12 protein-coding genes are annotated in these 13,371 nt (G+C 70.8%); 7 read left to right on the top strand and 5 right to left on the bottom strand.

The features are described from left to right. The first annotated feature begins 33 nt into the window (after positions 1 to 33). From glpK to MQP27_RS32020, 6 genes are all read left to right on the top strand, one after another. Positions 34 to 1,572 (top strand): glycerol kinase GlpK, encoded by a 1,539-nt coding sequence (glpK, locus tag MQP27_RS32045; protein ID WP_242770593.1) that lies wholly within the window; start codon positions 34 to 36, stop codon positions 1,570 to 1,572. 51 nt (positions 1,573 to 1,623) lie between these two features. Next, positions 1,624 to 3,240: a glycerol-3-phosphate dehydrogenase/oxidase gene (locus tag MQP27_RS32040; protein ID WP_242770584.1), complete on the top strand. Its 1,617-nt coding sequence runs from the start codon at positions 1,624 to 1,626 to the stop codon at positions 3,238 to 3,240. Between the two features lie 154 nt (positions 3,241 to 3,394). Beyond that, the gene (locus MQP27_RS32035; protein WP_242770582.1) at positions 3,395 to 4,066 is read left to right on the top strand and encodes a FadR/GntR family transcriptional regulator; all 672 of its coding nucleotides are present in this window, start codon (positions 3,395 to 3,397) and stop codon (positions 4,064 to 4,066) included. Between the two features lie 230 nt (positions 4,067 to 4,296). After that, the gene (locus tag MQP27_RS32030; protein WP_242770580.1) at positions 4,297 to 5,307 is read left to right on the top strand and encodes a PAC2 family protein; all 1,011 of its coding nucleotides are present in this window, start codon (positions 4,297 to 4,299) and stop codon (positions 5,305 to 5,307) included. Positions 5,308 to 5,566: 259 nt separating this feature from the next. Then, on the top strand, positions 5,567 to 7,288 hold the full coding sequence (locus tag MQP27_RS32025) for a S8 family peptidase (protein ID WP_242770578.1): 1,722 nt from the start codon (positions 5,567 to 5,569) through the stop codon (positions 7,286 to 7,288). Between the two features lie 34 nt (positions 7,289 to 7,322). Then, complete coding sequence (locus tag MQP27_RS32020; protein WP_242770575.1) at positions 7,323 to 7,883, top strand: hypothetical protein; 561 nt, start codon at positions 7,323 to 7,325, stop codon at positions 7,881 to 7,883. A gap of 68 nt (positions 7,884 to 7,951) precedes the next feature. Here the strand turns inward: MQP27_RS32020 and mshC are convergent, their stop codons facing one another. From mshC to MQP27_RS32000, 4 genes are all read right to left on the bottom strand, one after another. Next, entirely contained in the window at positions 7,952 to 9,181 is a 1,230-nt protein-coding gene (gene mshC, locus MQP27_RS32015) for a cysteine--1-D-myo-inosityl 2-amino-2-deoxy-alpha-D-glucopyranoside ligase (RefSeq protein ID WP_242770572.1), read from the bottom strand. Between the two features lie 94 nt (positions 9,182 to 9,275). Next, positions 9,276 to 10,091: an SCO1664 family protein gene (locus MQP27_RS32010; protein ID WP_242770570.1), complete on the bottom strand. Its 816-nt coding sequence runs from the start codon at positions 10,089 to 10,091 to the stop codon at positions 9,276 to 9,278. Further along, positions 10,055 to 10,645, bottom strand: a complete 591-nt coding sequence (locus MQP27_RS32005) for a DUF3090 domain-containing protein (RefSeq protein ID WP_242770567.1) — start codon at positions 10,643 to 10,645, stop codon at positions 10,055 to 10,057. The genes MQP27_RS32010 and MQP27_RS32005 overlap by 37 nt, the downstream gene beginning before the upstream one ends. A gap of 67 nt (positions 10,646 to 10,712) precedes the next feature. Next, positions 10,713 to 11,399 (bottom strand): histidine phosphatase family protein, encoded by a 687-nt coding sequence (locus tag MQP27_RS32000; RefSeq protein ID WP_242770564.1) that lies wholly within the window; start codon positions 11,397 to 11,399, stop codon positions 10,713 to 10,715. A 62-nt stretch (positions 11,400 to 11,461) separates the two neighbouring features. Here MQP27_RS32000 and corA point away from each other — a divergent pair, with 62 nt between their 5' ends. Beyond that, complete coding sequence (gene corA / locus MQP27_RS31995; protein WP_242770560.1) at positions 11,462 to 12,460, top strand: magnesium/cobalt transporter CorA; 999 nt, start codon at positions 11,462 to 11,464, stop codon at positions 12,458 to 12,460. Positions 12,461 to 12,467: 7 nt separating this feature from the next. On the opposite strand, the gene MQP27_RS31990 is transcribed toward corA, so the two are convergent. Then, positions 12,468 to 13,256: a ferritin-like domain-containing protein gene (locus MQP27_RS31990; RefSeq protein ID WP_242770556.1), complete on the bottom strand. Its 789-nt coding sequence runs from the start codon at positions 13,254 to 13,256 to the stop codon at positions 12,468 to 12,470. Positions 13,257 to 13,371 lie beyond the last annotated feature (115 nt).

The raw sequence follows: 13,371 nt of genomic DNA, 5'->3' as shown, positions 1-13,371 counted from the left end.
TCCCCCTAACTCACGGAACCCCAGGAGCAGACAGTGACCGACGCGCACACCGCCGGCCCCTTCATCGCCGCCATCGACCAGGGCACGACTTCCAGCCGCTGCATCGTCTTCGACCGGGACGGCCGTATCGTCTCCGTCGACCAGAAGGAGCACGAGCAGATCTTCCCGAAGCCGGGCTGGGTCGAGCACAACGCCAACGAGATCTGGACCAACGTCCAGGAGGTCGTCGCCGGAGCCATCCAGAAGGCCGGCATCACGCGTGACGACATCAAGGCCATCGGCATCACCAACCAGCGCGAGACCACGCTGCTGTGGGACAAGAACACCGGTGAGCCCGTCCACAACGCCATCGTCTGGCAGGACACCCGCACCGACGCCCTGTGCAAGGAGCTCGGGCGCAACGTCGGCCAGGACCGCTTCCGCCGCGAGACCGGCCTGCCGCTGGCCTCGTACTTCGCCGGCCCGAAGGCCCGCTGGCTGCTCGACAACGTCGAGGGCCTGCGCGAGCGCGCCGAGGCCGGGGACATCCTCTTCGGCACCATGGACACCTGGGTCATCTGGAACCTGACCGGTGGTGTCAACGGCGGCAAGCACTACACCGACGTCACCAACGCCTCCCGCACCATGCTGATGAACCTCCACACGCTGGAGTGGGACGAGAAGATCGCCGAGTCCATCGGCGTGCCGCTGTCGATGCTCCCGGAGATCCGCTCCTCCGCCGAGGTCTACGGCGAGGTCACCGGCGGCAAGCTGGGCGACCTGCTCGGCGGCATCCCGGTCGCCTCCGCGCTCGGCGACCAGCAGGCGGCCCTGTTCGGCCAGACCTGCTTCTCCGAGGGCGAGGCCAAGTCGACGTACGGCACCGGCACGTTCATGCTGATGAACACCGGTGAGAAGATCATCAACTCGTACTCCGGACTGCTCACCACCGTCGGCTACCGCATCGGCGACGAGACCCCGGTCTACGCGCTGGAGGGCTCCATCGCCGTCACCGGTTCGCTGGTGCAGTGGATGCGCGACCAGATGGGCCTGATCTCCACCGCCGCCGAGATCGAGACGCTCGCGCTCTCGGTCGAGGACAACGGCGGCGCCTACTTCGTGCCGGCCTTCTCCGGTCTGTTCGCCCCGCACTGGCGCTCCGACGCCCGCGGTGTGATCGCCGGCCTCACCCGGTACGTCACCAAGGCGCACCTGGCGCGGGCCGTCCTGGAGGCCACCGCCTGGCAGACCCGTGAGATCACCGACGCCATGACCAAGGACTCGGGCGTCGAGCTCACGGCCCTCAAGGTCGACGGCGGCATGACCTCCAACAACCTGCTGATGCAGACCCTCTCGGACTTCCTGGACGCGCCGGTGGTGCGCCCGATGGTCGCCGAGACGACCTGCCTCGGCGCCGCCTACGCCGCCGGTCTCGCCGTCGGCTTCTGGACCAGCACCGACGACCTGCGCGCCAACTGGCGCCGGGCCGCCGAGTGGACCCCCCGCATGGACGCGGAGACCCGCGACCGTGAGTACAAGACCTGGCTCAAGGCCGTCGAGCGGACCATGGGCTGGATCGAGGACGAGAGCTGACGAGACCTCGTCGAGGCTCTCGAACGCTCTGATGAGGAGTAAGAACCCGAAATGACCAGTCAGACCACCCTCCAGTCCGTGCCTGCCCTCGGTACGCGCCCGGCCTTCGGCGCAGGCCCGAGCCGCGCCGAGACCCGGGAGCAGCTCGCCAAGGCGTCGTACGACCTTCTTGTCATCGGCGGCGGCATCCTGGGCATCTCCACCGCCTGGCACGCCGCGCAGTCCGGCCTGAGGGTGGCTCTGGTCGACGCCGGCGACTTCGCCGGCGCCACCTCTTCCGCCTCCTCCAAGCTGCTCCACGGCGGTCTGCGCTATCTGCAGACCGGCGCGGTGAAGCTGGTGGCGGAGAACCACTTCGAGCGCCGTGCGGTCTCCCGTCAGGTGGCTCCCCACCTGGCGAACCCGCTCACGTTCTACCTCCCCGTTTACAAGGGCGGGCCGCACGGCGCCGCGAAGCTCGGGGCGGGCGTCTTCGCCTACTCCGCGCTCTCCGCTTTCGGTGACGGCGTCGGTCACCTCCTGTCCCCCGCGAAGGCGGCGCAGGACGTGCCCGAGCTGCGTACCGACAACCTCAAGGCCGTCGCCGTCTACGGCGACGACCAGATGAACGACGCGCGGATGGCGCTGATGACGGTCCGCGCGGCCGTCGAGGCGGGCGCCGTGGTGCTGAACCACGCCGAGGTGACCGGGCTGCGGTTCACCCAGGGCCGGGTCACCGGCGCCGACCTGCGCGACCGCGTCTCCGGCGACGAGTTCGGCGTCAACGCCCGTCTGGTGCTCAACGCGACCGGGCCGTGGGTCGACCACCTGCGCCGTATGGAGGACCCGAACGCCGCGCCGTCCATCCGCCTCTCGAAGGGCGCGCATCTGGTCCTGAAGCGGACCTCGCCGTGGAAGGCCGCGCTGGCGACGCCGATCGACAAGTACCGGATCACTTTCGCCCTGCCCTGGGAGGACATGCTGCTGCTCGGTACGACCGACGAGCAGTACGAGGGCGACCCGGCGGATGTCGCGGTCAACGAGAAGGACATAGCCCAGATCCTGGACGAGGCCGCGTTCTCGATCCGGGACCAGCAGCTGTCGCGGGATCTGATCACGTACTCCTTCGCGGGTCTGCGGGTGCTGCCGGGTGGTCCCGGTGACACGGCCAAGGCCAAGCGCGAGACCGTCGTCACGGAAGGCCGTGGCGGGATGCTGTCCGTCGCGGGCGGCAAGTGGACGACCTTCCGGCACATCGGCCGTACGGTCATGAAGAAGCTGGAGGCGCTGCCGGGCGCTCCGCTGGGCGACGACTTCGAGCCCATCTCGTCGCTGCCGAAGAAGCTGCCGCTGCCCGGTGTCGCCAACCCGCGTGCGGTCGCGCACCGGTTGCTGGTGGACAACCCGGCGCCGGGGCCGCGGATGGCCGCGGACACGGCGAAGCACCTTGCCACGCATTACGGGTCGTTGGCCTTCGACATCGCTCGACTGGCCAATGAGAACCCGGAGTTGGGTGAGCGGGTGCATCCGGACGCGCCGGAGATCTGGGCGCAGGTCGTGTACGCGCGCGACCACGAGTGGGCCGAGACGCCGGACGACGTGCTGCGGCGGCGGACGACTCTGACGATTCGCGGGCTTGCCACGGACGAGGTCCGGGGCAAGGTGCAGGATCTGCTCGACAAGAAGTAACCGGTCGTACCGCACCGCTCCCCGCGTCTGAGCTGAGCGTTTGCCGTCCCGTTCACCCCGTTGAACCCCCATAATGGCGTAAGACATCGGATGTCTCGCCTGACGTGCGGGAACGGTGTCGCGGGAGCGGTGCGGAACGACAGGGAGGCCGGTCATGGCAGTCACCGACGAGGCGATCGAGAAGATCAAGGGCATGATCGTCTCCGGGGCGCTGCGGCCGGGTGACCGGCTGCCCAAGGAGAGCGAGCTCGCCTCCGAGCTCGGGCTCTCGCGCAACTCCCTGCGGGAGGCGGTGCGCGCCCTGTCGCTGATCCGGATCCTGGACGTGCGGCAGGGCGACGGCACGTATGTGACGAGCCTGGATCCGCAACTCCTGCTGGAGGCGCTGAGCTTCGTCGTGGACTTCCACCGGGACGACACGGTGCTGGAGTTCCTCGCCGTGCGGCGGATCCTGGAGCCGGCCGCGACGGCGATGGCGGCCTCGCGGATCAGTGAGCAGCAACTGGGCGCGCTGTCGGCCCAGTTGGACAAGCTGGGTGACGCCCCCTCGGTGGAGGAGCTGGTCGCCTGCGACCTCGACTTCCACCGGGGGATCGTGCAGAGCTCCGGGAACTCCGTGCTCTGCTCCCTCCTTGACGGTCTGTCAGGCCCCACCACGCGGGCCCGCATCTGGCGCGGCCTCACCCAGGAGGACGCGGTCAGCCGCACCCTGCGCGAACACCGCGCGATCCTCGGGGCCCTGCGGGACCGCGACGCGGAGGCGGCACGGTCGTGGGCGACGGTGCACATCGCGAGCGTGGAGCAGTGGCTCAGGGCGAGCCTGTGACCGGAGCCCGGCCGCCGTTTCGCCCGGGGTGTCGGATCCGAACGTCGCCACACGAGTGGGTGAAAGGCGGGCTGCCGTGATCTCCGGCGGCCCGCTCGGCAGGGGGGTGTTCCGGGGTGGCGTTCGGGGCAGTGATCCGTTCACTCCCCCGTGCAAGGGGGCTGCGAGCGCCCCCGCCGCACGCCGTAAGGTTGGGTGGTCAAGCGAGGGCACGTCGGAAGGAGGCCTGGGTGATCGAGCTCGAGGGGGTTCCCGAGCTGATCGACCCGGTCATGGTGGCCGCGTTCGAGGGCTGGAACGATGCCGGCGACGCCGCCTCCACCGCGGTCGCGCATCTGGACAGGGAATGGAAGGGCGAGGTCTTCGCGGCGCTGGACGCCGAGGACTACTACGACTTCCAGGTGAACCGCCCCACGGTGTGGATGGACGGCGGCGTGCGCAAGATCACGTGGCCGACGACAAGGTTGTCGGTGGTCCGGGTCGGCGGCGAGAAGCCGCGTGACCTGGTACTCGTCCGAGGTATCGAACCGTCCATGCGGTGGCGCTCGTTCTGCAACGAGCTGCTCGGCTTCGCGCACGAACTCGGTGTGGAGCTGGTGGTCATCCTGGGCGCCCTGCTCGGCGACACCCCGCACACGCGTCCGGTCCCGATCAGCGGGACCACGTCCGACTCGGACCTGGCCCGGCGGATGGACCTGGAGGAGACCAAGTACGAGGGCCCCACGGGCATCGTCGGCGTCCTCCAGGAGGCCTGCACGCACGCGGGCGTCCCGGCGGTCAGCCTCTGGGCGGCCGTACCGCACTACGTGTCGCAGCCGCCGAACCCGAAGGCGACGCTGGCGCTGCTCAACCGCCTGGAGGACCTGATCGACGTGCGCATCCCGCTGGGCGAGCTGCCCGAGGACGCGCGCGCCTGGCAGGTGGGGGTGGACCAGCTGGCCGCCGAGGACAGCGAGGTCGCCGAGTACGTGCAGACGCTGGAGGAGGCCCGGGACACCGCGGAACTGCCTGAGGCCTCGGGCGAGGCGATCGCCCGCGAGTTCGAGCGGTATCTGCGGCGCCGGGACGGCGGCAGCGGCCCGGCCGGCTCCGGCGGGCACGCCACGGCGGACGGCAGCGACAGCTCGTCGTATCTGCGGGACGGCCCCGGCGGCCGTACGAAACCGCCGAAGCCGCCCAGGCCGGAGACGGACGCGGACGACAGAGCGGGCACGGACGACGAGGACTCGTCGGAGGACTGACCGGACCGACCAGAGAAGGGGCGGTGCGCATCACGCGCACCGCCCCTTCCGTCTGCCGTTTCCGTCTCTCCGTACGACGGTCGCCTCGGCAGTGTTTGGCCGGTTTTTGGCGTGACATCGGATTCCGGGCGGATTGCACAGGTTGCCCAATTCAACTTGTTTCAAACCTCGTTGCCGAAGACGGGGTTTACGGGCCGCCCGCGGAGTGCTTGGTTGTGCACCGACGGCCACCCGCACGGACCGAGGGGAGCGGTACCCGATGAGCGAGCAGGTACAGCCGGCGCAAGGGCCGGGAACGTCCGGGCCCGGGCCCGACGGAGCGGGATTCACCTATCGAGGGGCCGAGCAGGAGCTGATCGTCGTCGCCCGTCCCGAGGCCCGGCTGCGTGCCCAGGCCGAGGGCGTCCGCTCCGCCGCGGGCGCGGACGTGTCGGCGCTGAACATGTTCCTCAGCGACGAACAGCTCACGCTGCAGCCGCTGTTCGGCAGCGAGGAGCGGCTGCAGCAGTCCGCCGCGCCGGGCGAGGCGAACGTGCCCGACCTGACGCTGTTCTACCGGCTGCGCGGCGGTGAGAGCCGGGCCCAGGAGCTGCGGTCGCGGATCGCCGCACTGCCGGGCGTCGAGACGGCGTACGTCAAATCGGGTGCCGTACCGGCATCCGTGGCGGAGGAGAGCGGGCGGCTGAAGGAAGGGGCGCCGGTGACGCCCGACTTCAGCAGCCGGCAGGGCTATCTGCGTCCGGCGCCGGAGGGGATCGACGCGCACTGGGCCTGGCAGCGGCCCGGTGGGTCGGGTCAGGGGGTGACGGTCATCGACGTCGAGGGCGCCTGGCAGCTGGGGCACGAGGACCTGGCCGCCAAGCTGGCCGGCGTCGTGGTCGGCACCCCGCTGACCGATGTCGCCTGGCGCAACCACGGCACCGCGGTGATCGGCGTGATCGGCGGCGACCGCAACGAGTACGGGGTGAACGGCATCGTGCCGGAGGCGGTGACCGCGGCCGCGTCCTTCCAGGGCATCGGCACCGCGGCCGCGATCCACGCGGCGGCCGACCGGCTCGGCCCCGGCGACGTCGTACTGGTCGAACTGCACCGCCCGGGGCCCCGGTTCGAGTTCGCCGACCGGGACGACCAGCGCGGCTATGTCGCGCTCGAATGGTGGCCGGACGACTTCGCGGCCGTCCGCTACGCGACCGCCAAGGGCGTCCTCGTGGTGGCGGCCGCGGGCAACGGCGCCGAGTCGCTCGACGACGCGGTGTACGAGCGCCGCCCCGACGAGTTCCCCGAGTGGTGGCGCAACCCCTTCAACCCCTCCAACCAGTCCTCCGGCGCGGTCCTGGTCGGCGCGGGCGCACCGCCGCCCGGCACGCACGGCCGCGACCACGGGCCGGACCGCTCCAGGCTCGCGTTCTCCAACTACGGCGCCCGCGTGGACGCGCAGGGCTGGGGCCGCGAGGTCACGACCACCGGCGGCTTCTGGGACAAGCCCGGCGACCTGCAGGGCGGGCCCGAGGAGATCGCCTGGTACACCGACACGTTCTCCGGGACCTCCGCCGCCTCCCCGGTGGTGGTCGGCGCGCTGGCCGCGCTGCAGGGCATGCTCAAGGCGGCCGGCCTGCCGCCGATGTCCCCGGGGCGTGCGCGCGAAGTGCTGCGGGCCACGGGCTCCCCGCAGCAGGACGCGCCGGGGCGGCCCGCCTCGCAGCGGATCGGCAGCCGGCCCGACATCAAGGCGGCGGTTACCCGGCTGCTGCCGCAGGCGGTCGGCTCGGGCCAGGCCGAGAAGTACTGGGACGAGCTGCTGCCGTACCCCCGTGAACTCCCGCCGCGGCTACGGCTGTTCGTGGCCGGGGCGTGGCGCAACCTCAACCACCCGTCCCCCGAGATCCGCCAGGCGGTGCACTCCGCCTTCGCGGGGGGACGGCCCGACGTCCGGGTGTGGTTCTCGGACGACGAGATCGTCGGCCTGGTCGTCACGGGCTGACGCATCCCAACCATCAAGGGAAGGTGACACCGGAATGAGCACCACCCCGCAGATGAGCCAACTGGGACAACAGCAGGGCCAGCAGTTCCCGAGCACATCGCCCTACCAGCAGTACCAGCAGCAGCCGTTCGGCCAGCAGCAGCCCATGGGGATGGGCGGCGGCTCGCTGGAGCAGCTGCAACAGCTCGGCCAGCAGCAGCCGTTCCAGCAGCTGCTGCAGCAACTCGGCCAGCAGCAACAGCCGTTCGGTCAGCAACAGCAGCAGGACCAGCAGGCTCAGCAGCAGGAGCAGCAGACCCAGCAGCAGCTCCAGCAGCTCGCGCACGCCGTGATCCAGCAGGTCGTCCAGCAGGCCCAGCAGCAGACGCTGGCGGCCGGTGTGGCGAACGGCTTCGTCGACATCGTGCAGCCGCTCCCGGGGCAACCGCAGCAGATCTTCCTACGGATCAACAACCAGTTCCGGATCCTCAACAGCGCGACCCCGCAGATCCACCAGCAGATCCAGGAGGCCTTCGCCTTCGGGCACCAGGTGATCGGCGTCTGGGACAGCCAGTCCCCCAACGTCCTGCGCAGCGTCCGCATCCAGCGGGTCTGACCACCCTCTGACAGACGGAAAGGGGCGCTTCCCCCGCGGGGAGGAAGCGCCCCTCTTCGCGCGGTTGCCTAGAGCGCCACGCCCAGCAGAGCGTCCACGGCACGCGACACGACACCCGGGGCCCCGATGTCCGTACCGCCCTCGGCGTCCTGCCGTGCGGCCCAGCGGTCGACCGCGGCGAGCGCGGCCGGGGCGTCCAGGTCGTTCGCGAGGGCCTCGCGGATCTCCTCGACGAGCTGTTCGGCGGGCGGCCCGTCGGGCCGGGAGACGGCGGCACGCCAGCGCCCGAGCCGGGCCACGGCGTCCTGGAGCACCTGGTCGGTCCACTCCCAGTCGGCCCGGTAGTGGTGGGCGAGCAGGGCGAGCCGGATCGCGGCCGGGTCGACGCCGTCGTAGCGGAGCCTGGACACGAAGACGAGATTGCCCTTGGACTTGGACATCTTCTCGCCGTCCAGGGCGACCATGCCGGCGTGCACGTACGCCTTGGCCATGGGGAACTCGCCGGTCAGCACCTGGGCGTGCGAGGCGCCCATCTCGTGGTGCGGGAAGGCGAGGTCGGAGCCGCCGCCCTGGACGTCGAAGGTCATGCCGAGGTGGTCCAGGGCGATGGCGACGCACTCGATGTGCCAGCCGGGCCGGCCGCGCCCGAGCGAGCCGCCGTCCCAGCTGGGCTCGCCCTCGCGGGCGGCCATCCACAGCATCGGGTCGAGGGGGTTCTTCTTGCCCGGGCGGTCCGGGTCGCCGCCGCGCTCGGCGGACAGCAGCCGCATGGCGGTCGCGTCGAGGCCGGAGACCTTGCCGAAGTCGGGGTCGGACTCGACGGAGAAGTAGATGTCGCCCTCGAGTTCGTAGGCGGCACCCGCGTCCCGCAGCCGCTCGACGAGCGGCACGATGCCGGGTATCGCCTCGACCGCGCCTATGTAGTGCCGCGGGGGCAGCATCCGCAGGGCGGTCATGTCCTCGCGGAAGAGGGCCGTCTCCTGCTCGGCGAGGGCGACCCAGTCGACGCCGTCCCGGTGCGCGCGCTCCAGGAGCGGATCGTCGACGTCGGTGACGTTCTGGACGTAGTGAACCTGCCGCTTGGTGTCGAGCCACACGCGCTGAACGAGGTCGAACGCGTTGTAGGTCGCCGCGTGACCCATGTGGGTCGCGTCGTACGGGGTGATGCCGCAGACGTAGATACGGGCGACGGGACCGGGGTCAAGGGTGACCAGACCACCGGTCGCGGTGTCGTGGATCCTCAGGTCGCGGCCCTGACCAGGCAGGGCGGGGACCTCGGAAGCGGGCCAGGCATGCATGTCATGAGCCTAACCGGACGGATGTTCCGTATACGAACCGGACCGGGCCGGATGGCCGGTAAGGCGTTCTTGCGCGCTACCGGCCAGTGTGCTCCTACACAGGCGGCCACGGAATGGCCGGCCACTCCCCGCCCGGCTCGGGATGCCTCCCGGTTTCCAGGAGTACGGCGACACGCGCGCGCGTGGCGTCGAGTTCCGCGTCGGTGATCAGCTCCGCGAGCCGTCCGCCGAGTGCTCCCTGGGGCGCGAGGGCCTCCTGGAGGCGCTTGAGGACGTCGACCGCCTCCGGCGTCAGCGGCTCCCCCGCCCAGCCCCACAGCAGCGTCCTGAGCTTGTTCTCGGCGTTGAAGGTGACCCCGTGGTCGATGCCGTACAGCCGCTCGCCGGCGGGCAGCAGATGGCCGCCCTTGCGGTCGGCGTTGTTGATGACCGCGTCGAGGACGGCCAGCCGCCTGAGTCGCTCGTCGTCCGCGTGCACCAGCAGGGCGGTCTTCCCCTCCCCCACCTCCGCGAGGCCGATCGCCTTCCAGCCCTCCCCGGGCTCCTCGCCGTCCACCAGGGCCAGCAGCTCGGGGCCGGGCTCGCCCTCGATCCACAGCTGGACCATGCCCTCGCCGAAGGGTCCGTCGCGCAGCACGGTCGGCGGCACCAGGCCCCAGCCGGTGGCCTCGGACACCTCGTACGCGGCGACCTCGCGCCGGGCCAGGGTGCCGTCCGGGAAGTCCCACAGGGGGCGCTCGCCGCGCACCGGCTTGTAGACGCAGGCGAGCTCCTCGCCGTCGTGGGCGACGGAGCAGTACAGCACCGCGTTGGACGCGTCCCGGATCTGTCCGCGGACGGTGAGCTCACCCCGGGTGAGCAGCTCGGCCGTGGTCACGCTCCGCGGCGGTATCCGTTCTGGCGCGGACATACGTGTCCTTCCGGGTCCAGCGGGAGGCTGCACAGCGGGCACGGCGGCCGCCCGGCGTTGACGACGTCGAGGGCGCGCTTGGCGAAGGCTCTCGCCTGCGCGCCGGTCAGCCGGACCCGCAGCATCGGGGGCCCGTTCTCCTCGTCCTGGAGCAGGCGCTCCTCGGCCTCGGCGAGGTCCTCCTCGGAGTCGGCGTCGAGCTCCACGAGGGCCTGCGCCTCGACGATCATGCGCTGTTCCTCGCCGTCCCAGGCCAGCGCCATGGTGCCGACCCGGAACTCCTCCTCGACGGGGGTGTCCAGGGGCGCGCTGTCGGAGACCTCGGTGGGGGCGACGGCCGGCACCGCGGCGTTGCCGCCGCTGCGCCGTACGACCTCGTCGAGCAGCTCGTCCATGCGCTCGGCGAGCGCCGCGACCTGGGTCTTCTCCAGGGCCACGCTGGTCACCCGGGCGCCCGCCGTGGCCTGGAGGAAGAACGTACGGCGTCCGGGCAGCCCCACCGTGCCCGCCACGAAGCGGTCCGGAGGGTCGTAGAGGAACACCTGACGGGACACGTCCTGTCTCCTGGAGTCGTGGATGGGTGCGGCTACTGCGACCGCTTCACCCTACTGCGCCCGACGATCACGGTGCGCCCGCACCGCCCCCGACCGTGGCGTCTTCCGCCGGGGGGTCCTCGCGCGGCACGAGGGAGGTGAAGTCACCGGTGTCACCGAGGCGTACGAGAAACGGCCTCAGGCGTGTGTAACGGATCGCGGTGATGGAACACGGTTCAACGGAAATCCTCTGGAAGAGGTCGAGATGAAGTCCGAGTGCGTCCGCGACGAGCGACTTGATGATGTCGCCGTGCGAGCACATGAGGTACACGGCGTCACCGCCGTGGTCGCGCTCCACGCGCGCGTTCCATTCTCGTACGGCTTCGGCGGCGCGGGTGGCCATCGCGCGCATCGATTCCCCGCCGGGGAACGCGGCGGCCGAGGGGTGTGCCTGGACGACCTGCATCAGCGGCTCGTCCCCCAGCTCGGCGAGCTTGCGGCCGGACCAGTCGCCGTAGTGCGCCTCCCCGATGCGCTCCTCGGTGTGCGCGGTGAGCTCCGGGCGGGCCTCCAGCAGGGGCCGGATCGTCTCCTGGCAGCGCTGCAGCGGGCTGGTGACGACTTCGGAGATCGGCAGCCCGTCGAGCCGCCCGGGCAGCGCGGCGGCCTGTGCGGCCCCGCGTTCGTCCAGGGCGACACCGGGCGTCCACCCGGCGAGCAGCCCCTCGGTGTTGGCGGTGGAACGTCCGTGCCGGACCAGGATCAGCGTGGGCATGCGGCCAAGGGTAGGCGCACACGCGGGTGCGCCCACGGGAGTACGGCGGGAGAATACGCACCGTGATCGTCGACTGCGCCATCTATCGCGACGGGCGCCGCGAGGACGGGCCCCCGGACCTCTCGGCCGCGCTCGCGCAGTGCCGCCGCGGGCACGACTCCTTCGTCTGGATCGGCCTGTACGAGCCCACGGAGGAGGAGTTCGACCGGGTCACGAAGGAGTTCGGACTGCATCCGCTGGCCGTCGAGGACGCCCTCACCGCACATCAGCGGCCCAAGCTGGAGGTGTACGACGACTCGCTGTTCATGGTCATCAAGCCGATCGGGTACGAGACCAAGAGCGACATCGTCACCTCGGGCGAGGTCATGGTCTTCGTCGGCGACTCGTTCGTGGTGACCGTGCGCCATGGCGAGGAGGCCCCGCTGGCCGCCGTACGGCATCGTCTGGAGGAGGAGCCGGAGATGCTCCGGCACGGGCCCACGGCGGTGCTGTACTCGATCGCGGACGCCGTGGTCGACCACTACGTGGAGGTGGCGGGCGAGCTCGGCACCGACCTGGAGGAGCTGGAGACGGAGGTGTTCTCGCCGAGCACCGGCGGCTCGCGGCACACGGCCTCGCGCATCTACGCCTTCAAGCGGCAGATCCTGGAGTTCCGCCGGGCCACCGGGCCGCTCGCGCAGCCGCTGACGCGGCTCGCTGGCGGGGGCGTCTTCGGTGTGCGGGTGCCGTTCGTGCACGAGAAGGCGCAGCCCTTCTTCCGGGACGTCAGCGACCACCTCACGCGCGTGAACGAGTCCGTGGAGGGCCTGGACCGGCTGGTCTCGGACGTGCTGTCGGCGCATCTGGCGCAGATGAGCGTGCGGCAGAACGACGACATGCGGAAGATCTCCGCGTGGGCGGCCATGGCCGCGATCCCCACGATGATCGCGGGGATCTACGGCATGAACTTCGACCACATGCCGGAGCTGCACTGGCTGTGGTCGTACCCGGCGGTGATCCTGGCGATGGCCGCCCTGGAGGTCCTGCTGTACCGGCAGTTCAAGCGCCGGGGCTGGCTGTAGGAGCCGCTCAGGCGAACTCGGGGGCGGCGGAGGCGGGCCCACCGAGCGCGTCGCGCCGCTCCGGCATCCTGAGGCTCACCATGCGGCGCCAGCCGGCGAACCGTTCGTACGCGTAGACGGCGTGGATGCCGGCCGCGAGCAGGGCCGACCTGGCCCTGGACCAGCCGAGGATGCGGCCCATGTGGGCCATGACCGCGAGGCTGACGTCCCGGTAGATGCGGATCTCGGCGAGCGCGCACTCGCGCAGCGTGCGCTGGATGTCCCGGCCGTGGCCGGCCCCCGCGAAGCGCAGCAGTTCCTCGTGGCAGTAGGCGAGGTGGTTGTCCTCGTCGTTCGAGATCATCTTCACCGCGCGGCCGATGTCGGGGTGGTCGGCGAAGTGCTTGCGCAGCAGGTCCATCTGCTCGGAGGCGCGCTGTTCGGTGACCCGGCTGTGGGCGAGGTAGGTGACGATGTCCTGCACGGTGAGCGGCTGTTCGCCCTTGAGCTTCTCGTGGGCGAGTCCGATGCCGTGCCGCTCCAGGAGCATCGTGTAGTCCGTGTCGGAGGGGACGGGGACGGGGTCCAGTCCGCGCTTCTTCATGAGTGCGTTGAAGATCCGCCCGTGTTTGTCCTCGTCGGCACCGTGGCGGGTGATCTTGGGGGCCAGCTCGCGTTCGCTCTCCGGTACGAGAGCGGCGATGCGCGCGTTCTCCCAGCCGCCCTGGGACTCCCCGCTGGCCGCGATGGAGCAGAACAGGGCGAAGGACTCGTCGTCGTCGAGGATCTCCGTGAACAGACTCTTGGCCGAAAGCATCGATGGGCACCTCTCCGCTGGACTCGCCGGATCCGCAGCAATCCGCAAAGAACGAGTCAAATGCGGCGCCAGAGGTGCTGCAACAGCTGTGTCGGACAACTCCGCCAAAAGGAGG

Origin of the sequence: Streptomyces cylindrosporus (assembly GCF_022698165.1) — a bacterium.
In the GTDB taxonomy this organism is placed as follows: Bacteria; Actinomycetota; Actinomycetes; order Streptomycetales; family Streptomycetaceae; genus Streptomyces; species Streptomyces cylindrosporus.
The sequence above is the reverse complement of the archived record's forward strand: the minus strand, read 5'-3'. Positions and strand labels throughout refer to the sequence as shown.

Coding starts and splice junctions, on each gene's coding strand:
- MQP27_RS32020 (WP_242770575.1), top strand. CDS start 7,323: ATGAGCACCACCCCGCAGATGAGCCAACTGGGACAACAGCAGGGCCAG.
- MQP27_RS32035 (WP_242770582.1), top strand. CDS start 3,395: ATGGCAGTCACCGACGAGGCGATCGAGAAGATCAAGGGCATGATCGTC.
- MQP27_RS32010 (WP_242770570.1), bottom strand. CDS start 10,091: ATGTCCGCGCCAGAACGGATACCGCCGCGGAGCGTGACCACGGCCGAG.
- MQP27_RS31990 (WP_242770556.1), bottom strand. CDS start 13,256: ATGCTTTCGGCCAAGAGTCTGTTCACGGAGATCCTCGACGACGACGAG.
- MQP27_RS32025 (WP_242770578.1), top strand. CDS start 5,567: ATGAGCGAGCAGGTACAGCCGGCGCAAGGGCCGGGAACGTCCGGGCCC.
- mshC (WP_242770572.1), bottom strand. CDS start 9,181: ATGCATGCCTGGCCCGCTTCCGAGGTCCCCGCCCTGCCTGGTCAGGGC.
- MQP27_RS32000 (WP_242770564.1), bottom strand. CDS start 11,399: ATGCCCACGCTGATCCTGGTCCGGCACGGACGTTCCACCGCCAACACC.
- MQP27_RS32040 (WP_242770584.1), top strand. CDS start 1,624: ATGACCAGTCAGACCACCCTCCAGTCCGTGCCTGCCCTCGGTACGCGC.